Origin of the sequence: Streptomyces sp. NPDC046931, from assembly GCF_040644655.1 — a bacterium.
Taxonomy (GTDB): domain Bacteria; phylum Actinomycetota; class Actinomycetes; order Streptomycetales; family Streptomycetaceae; genus Streptomyces.
Genome location: NZ_JBEYWX010000001.1, coordinates 728,200 through 748,509 on the forward strand (window position 1 = coordinate 728,200; position 20,310 = coordinate 748,509).

General features: G+C 69.3%; 17 protein-coding genes. 7 read left to right on the top strand and 10 right to left on the bottom strand.

Annotated features, from left to right (window positions below):
* The 9 genes from rplW to rpsL form a co-directional block, all read right to left on the bottom strand.
* Entirely contained in the window at window positions 1-420 is a 420-nt protein-coding gene (gene rplW / locus ABZ876_RS03340; protein ID WP_361773470.1) for a 50S ribosomal protein L23, read from the bottom strand.
* A complete protein-coding gene (gene rplD / locus ABZ876_RS03345; RefSeq protein WP_361773473.1) occupies window positions 420-1,073 on the bottom strand; it encodes a 50S ribosomal protein L4 in 654 nt (217 codons plus the stop codon). Before rplD ends, rplW begins: the two co-directional genes overlap by 1 nt.
* Before the next feature lie 8 nt (window positions 1,074-1,081).
* Entirely contained in the window at window positions 1,082-1,726 is a 645-nt protein-coding gene (rplC, locus tag ABZ876_RS03350; RefSeq protein ID WP_129307396.1) for a 50S ribosomal protein L3, read from the bottom strand.
* Between the two features lie 16 nt (window positions 1,727-1,742).
* Complete coding sequence (gene rpsJ / locus ABZ876_RS03355; RefSeq protein ID WP_003948644.1) at window positions 1,743-2,051, bottom strand: 30S ribosomal protein S10; 309 nt, start codon at window positions 2,049-2,051, stop codon at window positions 1,743-1,745.
* 409 nt (window positions 2,052-2,460) lie between these two features.
* On the bottom strand, window positions 2,461-3,393 hold the full coding sequence (locus ABZ876_RS03360) for a hypothetical protein (RefSeq protein WP_361773476.1): 933 nt from the start codon (window positions 3,391-3,393) through the stop codon (window positions 2,461-2,463).
* Between the two features lie 164 nt (window positions 3,394-3,557).
* Window positions 3,558-4,751 (bottom strand): elongation factor Tu, encoded by a 1,194-nt coding sequence (gene tuf, locus ABZ876_RS03365; RefSeq protein WP_361773479.1) that lies wholly within the window; start codon window positions 4,749-4,751, stop codon window positions 3,558-3,560.
* Window positions 4,752-4,893: 142 nt separating this feature from the next.
* A complete protein-coding gene (fusA, locus tag ABZ876_RS03370; protein WP_361773482.1) occupies window positions 4,894-7,020 on the bottom strand; it encodes an elongation factor G in 2,127 nt (708 codons plus the stop codon).
* A 39-nt stretch (window positions 7,021-7,059) separates the two neighbouring features.
* Window positions 7,060-7,530: a 30S ribosomal protein S7 gene (gene rpsG, locus ABZ876_RS03375; protein WP_003992340.1), complete on the bottom strand. Its 471-nt coding sequence runs from the start codon at window positions 7,528-7,530 to the stop codon at window positions 7,060-7,062.
* Window positions 7,531-7,532: 2 nt separating this feature from the next.
* Window positions 7,533-7,904, bottom strand: coding sequence for a 30S ribosomal protein S12 (gene rpsL, locus ABZ876_RS03380; protein ID WP_003948652.1), 372 nt, complete (start codon window positions 7,902-7,904; stop codon window positions 7,533-7,535).
* A 442-nt stretch (window positions 7,905-8,346) separates the two neighbouring features.
* On the opposite strand from rpsL, the gene ABZ876_RS03385 reads away from it, so the two are divergent.
* From ABZ876_RS03385 to ABZ876_RS03415, 7 genes are all read left to right on the top strand, one after another.
* Window positions 8,347-9,096, top strand: a complete 750-nt coding sequence (locus ABZ876_RS03385) for a Crp/Fnr family transcriptional regulator (RefSeq protein WP_361773485.1) — start codon at window positions 8,347-8,349, stop codon at window positions 9,094-9,096.
* Between the two features lie 223 nt (window positions 9,097-9,319).
* Window positions 9,320-10,192, top strand: a complete 873-nt coding sequence (locus ABZ876_RS03390) for a hypothetical protein (RefSeq protein WP_361773488.1) — start codon at window positions 9,320-9,322, stop codon at window positions 10,190-10,192.
* Entirely contained in the window at window positions 10,189-12,396 is a 2,208-nt protein-coding gene (locus tag ABZ876_RS03395; protein WP_361773491.1) for a hypothetical protein, read from the top strand. The genes ABZ876_RS03390 and ABZ876_RS03395 overlap by 4 nt, the downstream gene beginning before the upstream one ends.
* Before the next feature lie 107 nt (window positions 12,397-12,503).
* The gene (locus tag ABZ876_RS03400) at window positions 12,504-13,883 is read left to right on the top strand and encodes a hypothetical protein (RefSeq protein ID WP_361773494.1); all 1,380 of its coding nucleotides are present in this window, start codon (window positions 12,504-12,506) and stop codon (window positions 13,881-13,883) included.
* 157 nt (window positions 13,884-14,040) lie between these two features.
* The gene (locus tag ABZ876_RS03405; RefSeq protein WP_361773497.1) at window positions 14,041-14,199 is read left to right on the top strand and encodes a hypothetical protein; all 159 of its coding nucleotides are present in this window, start codon (window positions 14,041-14,043) and stop codon (window positions 14,197-14,199) included.
* Complete coding sequence (locus tag ABZ876_RS03410) at window positions 14,196-14,750, top strand: Pycsar system effector family protein (protein ID WP_361773500.1); 555 nt, start codon at window positions 14,196-14,198, stop codon at window positions 14,748-14,750. Before ABZ876_RS03405 ends, ABZ876_RS03410 begins: the two co-directional genes overlap by 4 nt.
* A 588-nt stretch (window positions 14,751-15,338) precedes the next feature.
* Window positions 15,339-16,256, top strand: coding sequence for a M48 family metalloprotease (locus tag ABZ876_RS03415; RefSeq protein ID WP_361773503.1), 918 nt, complete (start codon window positions 15,339-15,341; stop codon window positions 16,254-16,256).
* An 83-nt stretch (window positions 16,257-16,339) separates the two neighbouring features.
* Here ABZ876_RS03415 and ABZ876_RS03420 read toward each other — a convergent pair whose 3' ends face one another.
* Window positions 16,340-20,239 carry a DNA-directed RNA polymerase subunit beta' gene (locus ABZ876_RS03420; RefSeq protein ID WP_361773506.1) on the bottom strand — a complete coding sequence of 1,300 codons (3,900 nt, stop codon included), beginning with the start codon at window positions 20,237-20,239 and terminating at the stop codon, window positions 16,340-16,342.
* Between the last annotated feature and the right edge of the window lie 71 nt (window positions 20,240-20,310).

Consider the following 20,310-nt stretch of genomic DNA (forward strand, 5'->3'; position numbering starts at 1 on the left):
TTACGCGGTCGGACCGCCGAAGATGTCGATACGGTCGCCCTCGGCGAGGGTCACGATCGCGCGCTTGCTGCCGGCACGCTGACCGAAACCGGTCTTCGTGCGCTTGCGCTTGCCCTGGCGGTTGATCGTGTTGACCCCGGTGACCTTGACCGAGAAGACCGCCTGGACGGCCTCCTTGATCTGGGTCTTGTTGGCGCTCGGGGCAACGATGAACGTGTACTTGTTCTCGTCGAGGAGCGCGTAGCTCTTCTCCGACACGACCGGCTTCAGTAGGACGTCACGGGGGTCCGTGTACGCCTTGCTCGCGGGGGTGACGACGGTGTTCTTGCCCTCGGCGGCGTGGCGACGCGCCTTGGCGACGCGCGCGGCCTTGGCGGCCTTGGCGGCCTTCGAGGCAATGGCGGGGTGACGGATAGCCATCAGGCCTCGCTCCCTTCGGTGTCGTTGGCCTTCGGGCCGGACACGAAGGACTCGAAAGCGGCCTGGGTGAAGACCACGTCGTCGGAGACGATCACGTCGTACGTGTTCAGCTGGCCCGGCTCCAGGATGTGGACCTGGGGCAGGTTGCGAGCGGACAGCAGGGCCTTCTCGTTCTCGCGCTCGACGACCAGCAGCACGTTCTTGCGCTCGCTGATCTTGCCGAGGAGAGCCTTGGCGGCCTTGGTGGAGACGTCCGACTCGACCACGTCGGTCACGACGTGGATGCGGTTGTTGCGGGCCCGGTCGGTGAGGGCGTGGCGCAGGGCCGCGGCCTTCATCTTCTTGGGGGTCCGCTGCGAGTAGTCGCGCGGCACGGGACCGTGCACGACGCCACCACCGGCGAACTGCGGCGCGCGGGTCGAACCCTGGCGGGCGCGACCGGTGCCCTTCTGGCGGTACGGCTTCTTGCCGCCACCACGGACCTCGCCACGCGTCTTCGTCTTGTGCGTGCCCTGGCGGGCAGCGGCCAGCTGCGCGACGACGACCTGGTGGATCAGCGGGACGCTGACCTTGTCAACGCCGAAAATCTCCGCGGGGAGCTCGACGGAACCGGCCTTCTCGCCCGCCGGCGAAAGGATGTCAACAGTGCTCATCGGTTACCTCAGGCCCCCTTGGCCGCGGTGCGGACCAGGACGAGGCCGCCGTTCGGACCGGGAACCGCGCCCTTGATGAGCAGCAGACCCTTCTCCGCGTCAACGGCGTGGACGGTCAGGTTCTGGGTGGTGACCCGCTCATTGCCCATGCGACCCGCCATGCGGAGGCCCTTGAACACACGGCCCGGGGTGGCGCAGCCACCGATCGAACCGGGAGAGCGGTGCTTGCGCTGGGTGCCGTGTCCGGCGCCGAGGCCCTTGAAGTTGTGACGCTTCATGACACCGGCGAAGCCCTTGCCCTTGCTCTTGCCGGTGACGTCGACCTTCACACCGGCCTCGAACACCTCAGCGGTGATCTCCTGGCCGAGGGTGTACTCGGAGGCATCCGCCGTGCGGATCTCGACGAGGTGACGACGCGGGGTGACGTCCGCCTTGGCGAAGTGGCCCTTGAGGGGCTTGTTCACCTTGCGCGGGTCGATCTCGCCGAAGGCGATCTGGACGGACTCGTAGCCGTCGACGTCGTTCGTACGAACCTGGGTCACGACATTCGGCCCGGCCTTGACGACGGTCACGGGAACGACGCGGTTGTTCTCGTCCCAGACCTGCGTCATGCCGAGCTTCTCGCCCAGGATGCCCTTGATCTGCTTAGCCATTCTCAGATCACCGGCCTCAGAGCTTGATCTCGATGTCGACACCGGCCGGGAGGTCGAGTCGCATCAGAGAGTCAACGGTCTTGGGGGTCGGGTCGAGAATGTCGATCAGGCGCTTGTGCGTGCGCATCTCGAAGTGCTCGCGCGAGTCCTTGTACTTGTGCGGCGACTTGATGACGCAGTACACGTTCTTCTCAGTGGGCAGCGGCACCGGGCCCGCGACCGACGCACCAGTGCGGGTCACCGTCTCGACGATCTTCTTCGCCGAGGAGTCGATGACCTCGTGGTCGTAGGCCTTGAGCCGGATGCGGATCTTCTGTCCCGCCATGGCTACTTCGTAGTCCTGTCTCTTCTTACGCTCTGGAACCCGGCGTTCCAGCCCCTCTTGTCCGACCCACGCGGTCGGGCGTGTCGCGCCCCCGCTGACATGGATGTCCCTTGTCCGAACATCCCTGTCGGAGATTGCGTACGGCCCTGCCGGAACCGTGGGACCGGGGGCTGAGAGCCCACCGGGTGCCTGGCCGGTGCCGCGCCCACACTTCCCGGAAGATTCCCGTACGTCCGTCCCAGCGCTGCCGTGAGGCAGTTAGGACGACGAGTACTGTGGGACTCGCTTCCGGTCCTCCCGGCGGGAGGCGCGCAGCATCAACACTCGACCGAGCAACCCCGCTAGTCTGCCATACGGGGCGGGGGCCTGGCCAATCGAGCCGTAGAGATTACCCCCGGAGTGACCAGGGTCAAACCCTGGCACCCGTCCGGCCCTGCGCCGTCGCGCGTCCGCCCGGCAGCTCCGCCTCCCCCTGGGGGCCGACGAGGCCGGTGAGGACCGGGGAATGGGTGCCGTTCCGGTCGCCGGGGCCCCCGTCGTCCTGACCGGGAGCGGGGGTGCCGCCCTGACCCGGCGCGTGGGGGCAGCGCCAGATGCAGTACCCGCAAGGGGGCGCCCCCGCCACACCGGACGCGGGGATACCCGCAGCACCCGCGTCGTCGTCGCGCTCCTCGGCAGGCGCGTACCCGAACGTGATGGTCCCGACGCCCTGAGCGAAGAGCCGATACTGCCGGTCCGTCTGCTCTCGCAGTCTGCGCTGGCCGCGCCCCCGCAGATAGCTCGTGAACCGCTGGAAATAACTGTCCCTGCAGCGCTCGAACGTCGCGTCCAGTGCCGCCAGGGCCGCCTCCAGGCGGGGCAGATCACGCCGGCGGACCTGAGCGACCTGCCTCGGCGACGGCGTCCGGGCCAAGGCGTCGATCCTCTCGCCCAGCTTTCCCAGCGCCCGCAGGAAGGTGTGAATGCCCTCCTCGTAGCTGCGAAGCTCGGCGCGCAGGGACTCGGCGACCTGCTCGTCAGGCCGCGCGTTCTCCGCCTTCTCCCGGAAGAGCCGGTCCCGCTCGCCGGCCGTCCGCTCGACCGGTGCCGACGCCCTCCGCAGGAGCTCCAGCGCCTCCTGGCAGTCCGTCACCGCGGCCTGGGCCACTGCTCTGACCTGACCGCAGTAGGCGCTCAGGGCCATCAGGGGTTCCTTGTAGTCCTTGTGGCTCTTGCGGCTTCCGCGCTCGCGCGCGAGGGCCGCCGCCCCGAGAACGCCCACAGTGGTGATCAGAGTCCCGACGATCTCGCCCTGCACGGTTCCCCTTTCGCGCAGCCGAGCGGTGTCACGGCCTTCCCGCATGGTAGGTGGACGGCGGGCTCCTGGGACAGATGGCGGCGCGGGTGCCGGGAGTGCGCAGGGGGAGGACCCTCGGTGCCATCGCGGCAGAGAACGCGAAGAGGCCCGTACGACCGGAGTCGTACGGGCCTCTTCAGGTCAGCGGGTGACCCTCAAGCAAGCGGTACTTACTTGACGATCTTGGTGACCTGGCCGGCGCCCACCGTGCGGCCACCCTCACGGATGGCGAACTTCAGGCCCTCTTCCATGGCGACGGGCTGGATGAGCTCCACCTTCATCTCGGTGTTGTCACCCGGCATGACCATCTCGGTGCCCTCGGGGAGGGTCACGACGCCGGTCACGTCCGTCGTGCGGAAGTAGAACTGCGGACGGTAGTTGTTGAAGAACGGCGTGTGGCGGCCACCCTCGTCCTTGGACAGGATGTAGGCCTGCGCCTCGAACTCGGTGTGCGGGGTGACCGAGCCCGGCTTGATGATGACCTGGCCGCGCTCGACGTCCTCGCGCTTGATGCCACGGAGGAGCAGACCGACGTTCTCACCGGCCTGGCCCTCGTCGAGCAGCTTGCGGAACATCTCGATGCCGGTGACCGTGGTGGTGGTCTTCTCGGTCTTGATGCCGATGATGTCGACGGTCTCGTTGACCTTGAGGATGCCACGCTCGATACGACCGGTGACGACGGTGCCACGACCGGTGATCGTGAAGACGTCCTCGATCGGCATCAGGAACGGCTTGTCGACGTCGCGCTCCGGCTGCGGGATCGACTCGTCGACGGCGGACATCAGGTTGAGGACGGAGTCCACCCACTCCTTCTCGCCCTCGAGGGCCTTCAGAGCGGACACCTTGACGACCGGAACGTCGTCGCCCGGGAACTCGTACTCGGTGAGGAGCTCACGGACCTCGAGCTCGACGAGCTCCAGGATCTCCTCGTCGTCCACCATGTCGGCCTTGTTCAGGGCGACGACGATGTACGGAACGCCGACCTGGCGGGCCAGGAGCACGTGCTCCTTGGTCTGCGGCATCGGGCCGTCGGTCGCGGCGACCACCAGGATCGCGCCGTCCATCTGCGCGGCACCGGTGATCATGTTCTTGATGTAGTCCGCGTGACCCGGGCAGTCAACGTGGGCGTAGTGACGCGACTCGGTCTGGTACTCGACGTGCGCGATGGAGATGGTGATACCGCGCTGACGCTCCTCGGGCGCCTTGTCGATGTTGTCGAACGGGGTGGCCTCGTTCAGGTCCGGGTACGCGTCGTGCAGCACCTTGGTAATGGCGGCCGTGAGGGTCGTCTTACCGTGGTCGATGTGACCGATGGTGCCGATGTTGACGTGCGGCTTAGTCCGCTCGAACTTCGCCTTCGCCACTGGGGTCCTCCTGTGGAGTGGTTCTGTACGCCTTACTCATCGGCGCCAGGTGATCTTTGCTGGGGTGCCGCCCGCCGGGGTCCTTCGCGAGGAAGAACCCCCGGCGGTCGGTGTCAAGCCTAAAGCGTGTAAACGGGGTGCGTTACTCGCCCTTGGCCTTCGCGATGATCTCCTCGGCGACGTTCCGCGGAACCTCGGCGTAGGAGTCGAACTGCATCGAGTAGCTCGCGCGACCCGACGTCTTGCTGCGGAGGTCGCCGACGTAGCCGAACATCTCCGACAGCGGAACCAGGCCCTTCACGACACGGGCGCCGGCACGCTCCTCCATGGCCTGGATCTGGCCACGGCGGGAGTTGATGTCACCGATGACCTCACCCATGTAGTCCTCGGGCGTGGTGACCTCGACGGCCATCATCGGCTCGAGCAGCACGGGGCTGGCCTTGCGGGCGGCCTCCTTGAAGGCCTGTGAACCGGCGATCTTGAATGCCAGCTCGGAGGAGTCGACCTCGTGGTAGCCACCGTCGAGCAGGATGACACGCACGCCGGTCATCTCGTAACCGGCGAGGATGCCGAACTGCATGGCCTCCTGGGCACCGGCGTCGACCGAAGGGATGTACTCCTTCGGGATACGGCCACCGGTCACCTTGTTCACGAACTCGTACGAGGTGTCGCCGGCCTCGAGCGGCTCGATCGCGATCTGCACCTTGGCGAACTGGCCGGTACCACCAGTCTGCTTCTTGTGCGTGTAGTCGACGCGCTCGACGGTCTTGCGGATCGTCTCGCGGTAGGCGACCTGGGGCTTGCCGACGTTGGCCTCGACCTTGAACTCACGGCGCATACGGTCGACCAGCACCTCGAGGTGCAGCTCGCCCATGCCACCGATGATGGTCTGGCCGGTCTCCTGGTCCGAGTGGACCTGGAACGACGGGTCCTCCTCGGCCAGGCGCTGGATCGCGATGCCCAGCTTCTCCTGGTCGCCCTTCGACTTGGGCTCGATGGCGACCTGGATCACCGGCGCCGGGAAGTCCATGGACTCCAGGATCACCGGGGACTTGTCGTCGCACAGCGTCTCGCCCGTCGTGGTCTGCTTCAGACCCATGACGGCGACGATGTCGCCGGCGCCCACCGACTCGATCTCCTCACGCTTGTTGGCGTGCATGCGGTAGATCTTGCCGATGCGCTCCTTCTTGCCCTTGACGGAGTTCAGCACCGAAGAGCCGGACTCCAGGCGGCCCGAGTACACCCGGACGAAGGTGAGCTTGCCGAGGTGCGGGTCGCTCATGATCTTGAACGCCAGCGCGGCGAGGGGCTCCTCGTCGGACGGCTTGCGCTTGACGACCTCCTCCGCGTTGCTGACGGCGTGGCCCTCGATGGCCTCGACGTCGAGCGGGGAGGGGAGGTAGCGCACCACCGCGTCGAGCAGGGGCTGAACGCCCTTGTTCTTGAACGCGGTGCCGCAGAACACCGGGGTGACGGTGGTGCCGCTGGCCTTGCCGGACGCGATGGTGATACGACGGATCGCCGCGTACAGCTGCTCCACGGAGGGCTCCGAGCCCTCCAGGTACAGCTCCATCAGCTCCTCGTCGTTCTCCGCGACGGCCTCGAGCAGCTTGCCGCGCCACTCCTCGGCTGCCTCGGTGTGCGTGGCCGGGATGTCGACGGTGTCGTACATCTCGCCCTTGGTCGCCTCGGCGGACCAGACGAGGGCCTTCATCGTCACGAGGTCGATGACGCCCTTGAAGTCCGCCTCCGCACCGATCGGCAGCTGCATGACCAGCGGCTGCGCACCCAGGCGGTCGGAGATCATGTCGACGCAGCGGTGGAACTCGGCGCCCGTGCGGTCGAGCTTGTTGACGAAGCAGATACGCGGAACGCCGTAACGGTCCGCCTGACGCCACACCGTCTCGGACTGGGGCTCGACACCGGCGACGCCGTCGAACACCGTCACGGCACCGTCGAGCACGCGCAGCGAACGCTCCACCTCGACGGTGAAGTCGACGTGGCCCGGCGTGTCGATGATGTTGATGGTGTGGTCGACGTCCTCCAGCGGCCAGTGACAGGTGGTGGCAGCAGAGGTGATCGTGATGCCACGCTCCTGCTCCTGCTCCATCCAGTCCATGGTGGCAGCGCCGTCGTGGACCTCACCGATCTTGTACGAAACGCCGGTGTAGAACAGGATCCGCTCGGTGGTGGTCGTCTTGCCCGCGTCGATGTGGGCCATGATCCCGATGTTGCGGACCTTGGCCAGGTCAAGTGAAGTGGTAGCCATAAGGCTTCAGTCTTCTCTCGGTCTCGATGTGGGTAGCGACTACCAGCGGTAGTGCGCGAAGGCCTTGTTGGACTCGGCCATCTTGTGCGTGTCCTCGCGCTTCTTCACAGCGGCACCGAGGCCGTTGGAGGCGTCGAGAAGCTCGTTGAGCAGACGCTCGGTCATGGTCTTCTCGCGACGGGCGCGGGAGTAACCGACCAGCCAGCGCAGCGCGAGCGTGTTGGCACGACCGGGCTTGACCTCGATCGGAACCTGGTACGTCGCACCACCGACACGGCGGGACTTGACCTCGAGGGTCGGCTTGATGTTCTCCAGTGCGCGCTTCAGCGTGATGATCGGGTCGTTGCCCGTCTTCTCACGCAGACCCTCCATGGCGCCGTAGACGATGCGCTCGGCGGTGGAGCGCTTGCCGTTCAGCAGCACCTTGTTGATGAGGGAGGTCACCAGAGGAGAACCGTAGACCGGGTCGATGATGACCGGGCGCTTCGGGGCGGGGCCCTTACGAGGCATTCTTACTTCTCCTTCTTGGCGCCGTAACGGCTGCGAGCCTGCTTGCGGTTCTTGACACCCTGGGTGTCGAGCGAACCGCGGATGATCTTGTAGCGAACACCCGGCAGGTCCTTCACACGGCCGCCGCGCACGAGCACGATGGAGTGCTCCTGCAGGTTGTGTCCCTCACCCGGAATGTAAGCGGTGACCTCGATCCCGCTGGTCAGACGCACACGCGCGACCTTACGCAGGGCCGAGTTCGGCTTCTTCGGGGTGGTCGTGAACACACGCGTGCAGACGCCACGACGCTGAGGGGATCCCTCGAGTGCGGGCGTCTTGTTCTTCTCGACCTTGTCCTGCCGGCCCTTGCGGACCAGCTGCTGGATCGTAGGCACTACTTCTCCGGTTTCTGTGTGCCGATAGTAAAGCTAACCTGGAACTTCGCCGACCCACGCGGTCGGGTGTGTCGAATCCGGCAGACTCCCGCCGCAAGGCGTAAAGGGCGCAGATTACGGTGGCCGGTCACGACTCCGTGTGCGGTTTGAAGGCACGCACGAAAGCCAGGGCACACCCCAGGCACAAGGTCTGAGCGTACCTACCGCACGGACTTCGGTCAAAACAAATGGAGTCCCCCGCGACACGCCGGACTTTCCACCTCGTCGCCCGGGTTCCCTCCCCTTGCCCCCGGTTCCGGGCCAAGGCGGCGCGGCCGGTGGAGCGGCAGGTCGGGAGCCACCCTGGGCCCTTCGGACACGCATGGCCGAATCGCGCCCTTCCCCGCCACGCGGTCTTGCGCTTTCAGTACGTTGATCCGTCCGCTGGGGCGAGGAATCGGGGATGGGGATGGCGACGACACCGGGGGCACCGACGGCGGCGTACTCGCCGGACGACGGCGGTCTGGACGACCGCGTGCCCTTCCTGGCGCGCCTGGAGGCCGAGGACCGCTCGGCGCTGCTGGCGCTCGGCCGTGAGCTGACCTTCGGCCCGCGCATGGTGCTGGTGCACCAGCACGAGCCCTCGTCCCACGTCCTCTTTCTCGTGCGCGGCTGGACGAAGGTCACCGCCTCGGCGGCCAACGGCTACGAGGCGCTGCTCGCGCTGCGCGGGCCCGGCGACATCGTGGGCGAGTCGGCCGCGCTGACCGGGCGGCCGCGGTCGGCGACGGTGACCGCGCTGGAACCGGTGCGGGCGACGGCCGTGGAGCATGAGCGGTTCAAGGACTTCCTCAACCGCTCCCCCGCCGTCTCGTTCGCCCTGCTGGGACTGACCGCGGACCGCACCCGCGCGGCCGACCGGCGCCGGCTGGAGTTCGCGTCCATGAGCGTGCGGGAGCGTTTCGCGGTTCTCCTGCTGGACCTCGCCCGGACCCACGGCCGCCGCACGGCCGACGGCATCGAGCTGTCCGTACCGCTGAGCAAGCAGGAGCTGGCCGGCTCGGTGGGTGCCTCGCGGGAGATGGTGCAGCGGCTGCTGCGCGAGCTGCGCGACCGGGAAGCGGTGGCCACGGGCCGCCGCACGCTGCTGATTCGCCGTCCCGACCTGCTTCGTCGTATCGCGGCGGCGGGACCCACCCCGGACGGCTCCTGACCGCGGGGGCGCCGAAGGGTGGCGGCACTGGCGCCCGGCACTCACGGAACCGGCCCGGGTGCCGGCACCCGCGCTCGGGAACCGGCACCCCGGCCCCCTCCGGTGTCCCGTCCGGCGCTCTGTGCACACGGTCACACTCCAAGTGCGTCATCCGCCCTCACCACGGAGGAATCCGCGCGGCCAGTCTTCTGCCCTGCACCGCGTTCCCCCTCGAGAGGCGACCATGACCGATCCCGTGAGCCGCACGATCCTGTTGCTGGACATCGAGAGGTTCAGCGACCGGGACGACGTGGAGCAGGCGTATCTGCGGCGCATGCTCTACGACATCACCGACCGCACGCTGGAGTCCGCCGGCATCGACGAGACCCGGCGGCTGCGGGCCGACCGCGGTGACTCGGTGATGGAACTCATCGACGCGGGCGCCCCGGTCACCGCCCTGCTGCGGGCCCTGCTCACGGACGTTCCGGCGCACCTGCGGACGGTCAACCGCATGGCGTCCCGCTCCGCGCAGATCCGGCTGCGCGGCGTCGTCGCCACCGGTTTCGTGGCGGTCGACGAGCTCGACGGCTGGGTCGGCTCCGATCTGAACCACGCCTGCCGGCTGCTGGACGCCCGGCTGCTGCGTGACGCACTGCGCGAGCGCACCGACGACTTCGCGCTGTGCGTCTCGGACGCCCTGTACGCCGGGGTCGTGCGCCACGACCACGCCGGCATCCCGGCCGCCGACTTCCACCCGGTGAGGGTGGAGAGCAAGAACGGCCCCCTGAAGGCGTGGCTGCACGGACCGGTACCCGGCGCCACGGCCGCGGAGGGCCGAAAGGACCACGGTGACACGGGGGTGGGGGAGGCGCCGGGCGGTTCGGGGGGCCGCCCGGCGCCTCGGGTGCCCCCGCGGGGCGAGGCCCCCGAGGACCGCCCGGCGCCGGCCGGATCGGGGGGAGCCCCGGCGCCGGGCCCTGTCGTCAACATCCAGGGCTCCACGTTCAGCGGCGGCCTGATCGGCGGCCACCAGTACGGCGGCATCAGCGGCGGCCACTTCTCCGGTGACGTCGTCCTCGGCGAGGGCGGCGACCGCGAGCGGGGCGAGCGCGCATGAGCACACCCGAGACGGGGGCTCCCCCACACCCGGCACCCGGCACCGGGACCCCGGCGAAGGACCAGCCCCCGGGCGGCCCCGCCCCCGCCCCCGACGACACCGCACGCGACGACGGGGAGTCCGAGGAGCGCGACCAGCCGCAGAACGCCTGGTCGGCCCGGCGGGATCTGGTCGACCACAGCCCGCGGTCCATGAACGTCGGCGCCCGGGCCCGCTTCAGCGGCGGGCTGCTCGGCGGCGACCAGCACGGCGGCATCAGCGGCGGCCGCTTCTCCGGCGATGTCTTCCTGGGCAGCAAGACGGAGATCTACCAGCTCGCGGTCCCCGGGCCCACCGCGGCCGCCGCCTCCGGCGAGGTCCCGGGGGCCACCCTGGAGGAGCTGGCGGGACGGTTCGTCGCCGACGAAGAGCTGATGTCCCGTCTGCTGGACCGGCTGCGCGAGGACCGCGTCCTGGTGCTGTCCGGCGGCCGCTTCACCGGCCGGCGCTCCGCCGCCCTGATGCTGCTGCACCGCCTCGGCGCGCTCCCGGTGCGCACGCTGGTCCGCGACACCAGCCCGAGCGGACTGGCCGACCGGGTCGGCGGCGAACAGGCCCGCGGTCACCTCCTGTGCGACCTCGCCCCGCGCCGCGACGAGCCGCTGCGCTGGACCCACCTGCTCGCGGCCCGCGACCGCCTCGCCGAAAGGGACGCGTACCTGGTCGTCACCCTCGACCCCGGCGCGGCCCTGGACGACGTGACCGCCGAGGAGTGGCGCCCGCCGGCCGCCGCCGACGTCCTCGCCGCCCATCTGCGGGCCCGCGCCGACGAGGAGACCGCCGCCAAACTGCTGGGCCTGCCGCAGGTGACCGACTTCCTGGAGCGCAGCCACCAGCCGCGCGAGGCGGCCGCCTTCGCGCAGCTGCTCGGCCGCTACGCCGCCGGGGAGGTCGCCGAGGACGCGGTCGCCCAGTTCTCCCTGGTCTCGCTGGAGGGCCAGGTCCAGGAGTGGTTCGAGGAGGACGAGTCCTCTCTCCATCTGCGGGACAAGGCGTTCCTCGTCGCGCTGGCCGCCTTCGACGGCAGCCCGTACGCGCTGACCGCCGAACTCAGCGACCTGCTCTACCGCTTCCTCCAGGAGACCGAGAATCCGGCCCGTGTGCCGGAGGTCCCCGTCTTCGGCACCCATGTCGGCAAGCGACTGCAACGGGCGCGCGCCGAGAAGTACTTGGACGACGAGCACACCGAGTGGGGCCCGGTCACCCAGCAGAAGGCCCGGTTCCGCGACGAGCGGGCCTCCCTGGTGCTGTTGCGGGAGGTGTGGACCGGGCATCCGTCCGCCCGCCCGGCCCTCATCCGCTGGCTGCGCCGGCTCGCCGACGACGGCCGCCCCCTGGTTCGTACCCGCGCCGCCTCCACCGTCGCCGTCCTCGCCCGCACCGACCTGCCCTCGGCGATGGCACTGGTCATCGAGCCATGGGGCACCTCCAAGCCGTTCCGGCACCGGCTCGTCGCCGTCAACGCCCTCACGCTCGCCCACCTCATCGACACGCCCAACATCCCCCGCATCCTCGACACCTGGTGCGAGGGCGGCGACCCGCGGCTGCGGTGGGTGGCCGTGCGGGCGTACGGGCTGATCGGCCCGGAGCGCCCGGAACAGGCCCTGGCCGCACTGCGCGGCGCCGTACGGCGGCTGTACGCGGACGCGCCCGACGACATCGACGGCGAGCTGGCGCGCGAACTCGCGGAGGCGGTGGAGCTCCTGCTGCTGTCGTCCGCGAGCGAGACGGTCCTCAGGGAGCTGCGCACCCACCTGGACGACGACCGGGCGGTGCACGACCTCACGCTCGGCGGCTTCGTCGGCGCCTGCAAGCGCACCGAGAACGACGACGAGCGCTACGGCACTCCGCTGATCCTCGGCTGGTACGCCCGTTCGACGGGCGGGGGCGGGCCGGCCGCGCAGGACATCCCGTACCTGTGGCGAGCCGCACTGGCCGATCCGCGCACCACCCGGCACGCACTCCACACCCTGCGCGAGTGGGTGCTGATCGCCGATCGGTCCACGGCGGTCGAGTGGGCGCTGGCCGCGCTGCTGCCCACGCTCGTCACCACGTCCGCCGAGCACCAGCGGCTGAACCATCTGCTGCGGACCATGCCCGGCGAGGACGGCGCTCCCCCGCCACTGGTCGCGGCCCGTCTGCTGACCACGCTGCCCACCCGCTGAGCCCACCCGCACATCCGCCCACAAGTCCCGTCCGCACTTGCGCCCATACGTCCGTCCGCACGTCCCTTCGCACGTCCACCGGTACGTCCCGAGGAGCCACACGCACCATGCCCACTTTCCACCGCCAGCCCGAGTGGCAGCAGTCGGCGGACCGGCACACGCAGCTGGTCGACCCGGTGCTCACCGTCCGCCAGCTGTCGCGCTTCGAGTTCAATCTGAGACAGCTGGTCCGCATCGACCACGCACTCGTCTTCTCCACCCCGAAGGGCTCCTACGAGGCGTACCTGCCGCCTCGGCGCCCGACGCGCGCCGAGGTCGCCGCGAACCGGTACACGGCCGTGTACGAGGTGGACATGGGCGTCCATCCGTGGACCGCCGAACTCGCGCTGCCCAGCGACAACGACGCCTTCGAGTTCACGGCCGAGGTCGACCTCTCCTGGCAGGTCCTGGACCCCGCCCGGTTCGTGGCGAGCGGGCACCGGGACGTGCCGGGACTGATCCTCGGCGAACTCCAGCAGGCCGCCCGGCCGGTGACCCGCCGCTTCGGCATCACCGACAGTGCGGCGGCCGAACAAGAGCTGCTCCAGGCGGTCATCGTGCTGGGGCCGCTCGGGGCGTCGGCAGGACTCCAGGTCACCTGGACCCTGCGTATCAAACGCGACAAGGCCAACATCGAGCACCAGCAGCGACTGCAGTCCATCGACCACTCCGCCGCCGAACAGATCCGCGTGACCCAGCGGGGCATGGACATCGACGCCGAGGCGGACCGCCGCCAACGTCAGCAGGACGCCCTCCAGATCGAGCGGGCGACGGCATACGGCGTCCATCAGCAGGAACTGACGCTCCAACAGCAGCGCTGGCAGCATGAGCAGGCCCTGCTGCACAGCGGACAGCAGCACCAGCTCGCTCTGCAACAGGGACAGCAGCAGCTGGAGCTACAGCAGTTGGAGGCCCAGAAGATCGCCTTCTACCAGTGGCACCTCCAGCAGGGGGGCGTCCATGCCTGGGCGCTTCACCTCGCCCAGCACCCGGAGGACTCGCGACTCGTCATGTCCAGCATGCGCGAGGACCAACTCCGCATGATCCAGGCCCAGATGGAGCTGGTAGGGCAGCTGCTGAACGGGGACGCGGCGGAAGGCTACGAACTGGAGGGGCCCAAGCAGCTGGCCCTCCGTACGGTCAACGACATCCTCACCCAACGGCTCCCCCGGCGTCCCCCAGACCCCGCCCCCGCTGCCCGAGGGAACAGGGCCGGCCTATCCGGGGGCGGCCGAGCCGTCGCAAGGCCGGGAGACGGCATCGCAGGGCGGAGCTCCGTCGGGCGAGACCCCGAGCGGACCTTCCTTCGCACCACAGATGCCGACTGCCGCCCCGTACTCCCCACCGGTCCCGGGCGCGCCGTCGTACACACCGCCGGTCCCGGGCGTCCCACCCTTCCCGCCGTCGGCCTCGACCGCCGCCCCCTTCACACCGCCGCTCCCGGGTAGCCCGCCCTTCCCGCCACCGGTCCCGGGCGCGCCGGGGTCCTGGCCAACGGCCGCACCGTACGGAGCCGGTGGCGCACCGCAGGGCGCACCACAGGGTGCGTACGGCCCGCAGGCCCCGGCCTGGCAGCCCCCGCCCGGCTACGGCACCACGCCCACCATGCCCGGCCGACCGGACCCGGCGAACCCGGCCCACGCCACGGTGCCGGGCGGTGCCGAGGGTCTGGAGAACACCGGGGACCCCGATGACACCGCAGGCGCCGACCCGTGGGGGCCGCCCGGTGAAACCGGGAACGGAACCGGGAAGGACGGCACATGACCGCCCCCGCCCCCGGCCCCGCGCCCGCCCCGCCCGCCGGGGGCTCCGGCGCCGACCCCGCCGCACTGCCCCGGCTCTGTGAGCGACTCCTCACCGAACTGCGGGCCGAGATCGCCCGGGCCGACAGCAAGGCGTCGGTCCTGGTCGCCGCCCTCGGTATGACCGCCGGTGTCTTCAGCGGACTGCTCGCCGGACGGAGGTGGACCCCGACGGCGCTCTCCGGACCGGGCACCGTGCTGTGGTGGGCCGGAGCCGTCTGCCTCGCCCTGTCGCTGTTCGCCCTGCTGCTCGCCGTACTCCCCCGCTACCGCTCCGGGACCTGGGCGCCCGGCCTGCCCCTGTCCTACTTCGGCGACATCCAGCAGGCCGTCCGGCAGGGCCGCTTGGAGAGCGCGCTCGCCGACACCGAATGCCTTCCCACGGCCGGCCTGACCAGGGCGCTCACCGAGACGAGCCGGATCGCCGCGCGCAAGCACCAGTGGATCCGGGCGGGCCTCGTCACCTTCGGCGCCGGCACGGTCCTCCTGCCCGCCTCCCTGCTGATCGGCTGAACCGCCGCATCGCAGCCGTCCCCGCACCCGCACGTGAAGGAAAGAGCGACCATGTCCCAGCCGCCACCGGTCCCGCCGGAGTATCCCGGCTCCCCGGCCCAGGCCACCGCCCAGCAGCCGACAGCGCAGCCGCAGTACGCCGAACAGCCTCCCGCCTACCCGCAGACGGGCCCGGCCCCGCAGTACCCGCAGACGGCCCCGGCCCCTCCGTACCCGGATTCGGGCCCCGCCCCGCAGTACGGCCAGGTCCCGGAGCCCCCGCAGTACCCCCGGACGGCAGCCGCGGCCCCGTACCCGTCATCCGACCCGGCTCCGAGCCCACCGCCGTACCCGCAGACGACCCCGCCCCCCTACCCGCAGACAACGCCACCGCCGCACTCCGCGCACGCCGGTCCGACTCCCTCCTATCCGCAAGCGGCTCCGCCCTTCGCATACCCGGAAGCGGCTTCCGCTCCTGCGTATCCCGAGGCCGGCGTCACTCCCCCGTATCCCCAGCCCGCCTCCACTCCGCAGCATCCCCAGCCGGCCCCGCCCCCCTCCCCCGACGACCCGGCGCACCCGCATCACATCAGCACCGATCACGGTCGGGTGCACCTGTCGAAGGACCAGCGCCGCACCGACGCCACCGCCGTCGGCAGCCTCCTGCTCCACCTGCCGAACTTCCTGTGCAGCCTCTTCGTGGTCGCCCTGATCTCCGTCTTCTTCGGCGATTTCGCGTTCTTGGTGATCCTCGCCTGGCTCGCCAGCGGCGCACTCGTATTCCACCGCCCCACCGAAAGCGCCGTCGCGCGCCATCTGCTCCGCCTGCGCTACCCCACTCCACAGGAACGAGCCAAACTCGAACCGGTGTGGCGCATGGTCACGGCCCGGGCCGGTATCGAGGGCCGCGCCTACGAGCTGTGGGTGGAGGACAGCGAGAGCCTGAACGCGGTCGCCGCGGCCGGCCACATCGTCGGCGTCACCCGGTTCGCCATGAACCAGCTGCCCAACGGCGAGCTGGCCGCCGTACTGGCGCACGAGCTGGGCCACCACGTCGGCGGCCATGCGTGGTCCTCGCTGCTCGGCTACTGGTACGCGCTGCCCGGCCGGGTGGCCTGGCGACTCCTCAAGGCGTTCTCCGGCTTCGTGTTCAAGGTGTCCCGGGCGTTCGGCTGCTTCGGCGTCGCCTTCGTGGTGCTGTTCATGGGCGGCATCGCCCTGGCGACGATCAGCACCCTCTACGGACTGCCGCTGCTCCTCCTGGGCGTCCCCTACGCGCTGGCCGCCGTCGGCCGCCGCTCGGAGCTGCGCGCCGACGAACACGCGGCCGCCCTGGGCTTCGCCCCGATGCTGGCCGCCGTGCTGGACAAGCTGCACCAGCAGGAGCAGCGGACGGCGGCCGAGCTGGCCGCTCGCAACGGGGGCGTCCCCGTGGAGGAGGACGCCCTCGCCAAGCTGCTCTCCTCGCACCCGGACCACCACACCCGGCTGCACCACCTCCAGCCGTACCTCCAGCCGCAGCGCTGAAATCCCGCCCGCGGGCCGGCCCCCGGGCACGCCGAAGGGCGGTCACCCCGCAAGGTGACCGCCCTTCGGTTCAGGCTGCTCGCTTACTGGTTGTACGGACCGTAGTCGTAGTCCTCCAGCGGCACGGCCTGGCCGGAGCCCGCGCCGAACGGCGAGTAGTCGATGTCGTCGTAGCCGACGGCCGAGTACATCGCGGCCTTGGCCTCCTCGGTCGGCTCGACCCGGATGTTGCGGTAGCGGGACAGACCCGTACCGGCCGGGATGAGCTTACCGATGATGACGTTCTCCTTGAGGCCGATCAGGGAGTCGGACTTGGCGTTGATCGCCGCGTCCGTGAGGACCCTGGTCGTCTCCTGGAAGGACGCCGCCGACAGCCAGGACTCGGTCGCCAGCGAAGCCTTGGTGATACCCATGAGCTGCGGACGACCGGAGGCCGGGTGACCACCCTCCTGGACCACACGACGGTTCTCGTGCTCGAACTTCGAGCGCTCGACCAGCTCGCCGGGCAGCAGCTCGGCGTCGCCGGACTCGATGATCGTCACACGGCGGAGCATCTGCCGGATGATGATCTCGATGTGCTTGTCGTGGATCGACACACCCTGCGAGTTGTACACCTTCTGGACCTCGCCGACCAGGTGAACCTGGACGGCACGCTGGCCCAGGATGCGCAGCACGTCGTGCGGGTTGGTGGCACCCACGGTGAGCTTCTGGCCCACCTCGACGTGCTCGCCCTCGCTGACCAGGAGTCGGGCGCGCTTCGAGATCGGGTAGGCCGTCTCGTCGCTGCCGTCGTCCGGCGTGATGACGATCTTCTTGGTCTTCTCGGTCTCCTCGATCCGCACGCGGCCGGAGGCCTCGGAGATCGGGGCGACACCCTTCGGGGTACGGGCCTCGAAGAGCTCGACGACACGCGGCAGACCCTGGGTGATGTCGTCACCGGCCACACCACCGGTGTGGAAGGTACGCATCGTGAGCTGGGTACCGGGCTCACCGATGGACTGGGCGGCGATGATGCCGACCGCCTCACCGATGTCGACCAGCTTGCCGGTGGCGAGCGAGCGGCCGTAGCACATGGCGCAGGTACCGACGGCGGACTCGCAGGTCAGGACCGAACGCGTCTTGACCTCCGAGACTCCACGGGCCACCAGTTCCTCGATGAGGACGTCACCGAGGTCGGTGCCGGCCGGGGCCAGGACCTGACCGTCGACCACGATGTCCTCGGCGAGGCAGCGCGCGTACACGGACGTCTCGACGTTGTCCGCCTTGCGCAGCACGCCGTCCGCGCCCAGCTCCGCGATGTGGAGCTTGAGGCCACGCTCGGTGCCGCAGTCCTCCTCGCGGATGATGACGTCCTGGGAGACGTCGACCAGACGACGGGTGAGGTAACCCGAGTCGGCGGTACGCAGAGCGGTGTCCGCCAGACCCTTACGGGCACCGTGCGTGGAGATGAAGTACTCCAGCACGGACAGGCCCTCACGGAAGGACGCCTTGATCGGACGCGGGATCGTCTCGTTCTTCGCGTTCGACACCAGACCACGCATACCGGCAATCTGACGCATCTGCATCATGTTGCCTCGGGCACCCGAGTTCACCATCATGAAGATCGGGTTGGTCTTCGGGAAGTTGTCGTTCATCGCCTCGGCGACCTCGTTGGTCGCCTTGGTCCAGATCGCGATGAGCTCCTGCGTGCGCTCGTCCTTGGTGATCAGACCGCGCTCGTACTGCTTCTGGACCTTCTCGTCCTGCGCCTCGTAGCCCTTGACGATCTCCTTCTTCGCCTCGGGAACGACGACGTCGGAGATGGCGACGGTGACGCCGGAACGGGTGGCCCAGTAGAAGCCGGCCGCCTTCAGGTTGTCGAGCGTCGCCGCCACGATGACCTTCGGGTAGCGCTCGGCGAGGTCGTTGACGATCTCGGAGAGCTGCTTCTTGCCGACCTCGTAGTCGACGAACGGGTAGTCCTCGGGCAGCAGCTCGTTGAAGAGCGCACGGCCCAGCGTGGTCCTCAGACGGAAGCTGTCACCCTGCTGCCACTCCGGCTCGCCCTCCTCCTGGGCCGGCGGGGTCCAGCCGCGCGGCGGGATGGTGCCCACCGGGAAGCGGATGTCCACGCGCGACTGGAGCGAGAGCTCGCCGGCGTCGAACGCCATGATCGCCTCGGCCACGGACGCGAAGGAGCGTTCCTCGCCCTTCACGTTCCGCATCTCGCCGTCCGTGGTCAGGAAGAACAGACCGAGGACCATGTCCTGGGTCGGCATCGTGACCGGGCGGCCGTCGGCCGGCTTGAGGATGTTGTTCGAGGACAGCATGAGGATGCGGGCCTCGGCCTGCGCCTCCGCGGACAGCGGCAGGTGCACGGCCATCTGGTCACCGTCGAAGTCCGCGTTGAACGCGGTGCAGACGAGCGGGTGGATCTGGATGGCCTTGCCCTCGACCAGCTGCGGCTCGAAGGCCTGGATGCCGAGGCGGTGCAGCGTGGGCGCACGGTTCAGCAGAACCGGGTGCTCCGCGATGACCTCTTCCAGCACGTCGTACACGACCGTGCGGCCGCGCTCGACCATGCGCTTGGCCGACTTGATGTTCTGCGCGTGGTTCAGGTCGACCAGGCGCTTCATCACGAACGGCTTGAACAGCTCCAGCGCCATCGCCTTCGGCAGACCGCACTGGTGCAGCTTCAGCTGCGGACCGACGACGATCACGGAACGCGCCGAGTAGTCGACACGCTTGCCGAGCAGGTTCTGACGGAAACGGCCCTGCTTACCCTTCAGCATGTCGCTGAGGGACTTCAGCGGACGGTTGCCGGGGCCCGTCACCGGGCGGCCGCGACGGCCGTTGTCGAAGAGGGCGTCAACAGCCTCCTGAAGCATGCGCTTCTCGTTGTTGACGATGATCTCCGGGGCACCGAGGTCCAGGAGCCTCTTCAGACGGTTGTTGCGGTTGATCACACGGCGGTACAGGTCGTTCAGGTCGGAGGTCGCGAAGCGGCCACCGTCCAGCTGCACCATCGGACGCAGGTCCGGCGGGATGACCGGCACGCAGTCCAGGACCATGCCCTTGGGGCTGTTGGACGTCTGCAGGAACGCGGAGACGACCTTCAGACGCTTGAGGGCGCGGGTCTTCTTCTGGCCCTTGCCGGTGCGGATGATCTCGCGGAGGCGCTCGGCCTCCTCCTCGAGGTCGAAGGACTCCAGGCGCTTCTGCAGCGCCGCGGCACCCATCGAACCGTCGAAGTACGTACCGAAGCGGTCCCGCAGCTCACGGTAGAGCAGCTCGTCGCCCTCGAGGTCCTGGACCTTGAGGTTCTTGAACCGGGTCCACACCTCGTCGAGACGGTCGATCTCGCGCTGCGCACGGTCGCGCAGCTGCTTCATCTCGCGCTCGGCACCCTCGCGCACCTTGCGGCGCACGTCCGCCTTGGCGCCCTCGGCCTCGAGCTCGGCCAGGTCGGTCTCGAGCTTCTTGGCGCGGGCCTCCAGGTCGGCGTCCCGGCGGTTCTCGATCTGCTGCCGCTCGACGGAGACGTGCGCCTCCAGGGAGGGCAGGTCACGCGTGCGGCGCTCCTCGTCGACGTACGTGATCATGTACGCCGCGAAGTAGATGACCTTCTCCAGGTCCTTCGGGGCGAGGTCGAGCAGGTAGCCCAGCCGCGACGGAACGCCCTTGAAGTACCAGATGTGCGTGACGGGAGCGGCCAGCTCGATGTGGCCCATCCGCTCACGGCGCACCTTGGCGCGCGTGACCTCGACGCCACAGCGCTCGCAGATGATGCCCTTGAAGCGGACGCGCTTGTACTTGCCGCAGTAGCACTCCCAGTCCCGGGTGGGGCCGAAGATCTTCTCGCAGAAGAGGCCGTCCTTCTCGGGCTTGAGGGTGCGGTAGTTGATGGTCTCGGGCTTCTTGACCTCGCCGTGGCTCCACTGACGGATGTCGTCAGCGGTGGCCAGGCCGATCCGGAGCTCGTCGAAGAAGTTGACGTCGAGCACTATGCGTCAATCCCTCTCAGGGTCGTAAGTCTTTGGTCTGAAACGGGGGCCTGGGGGTCGGCGGGGCCCTG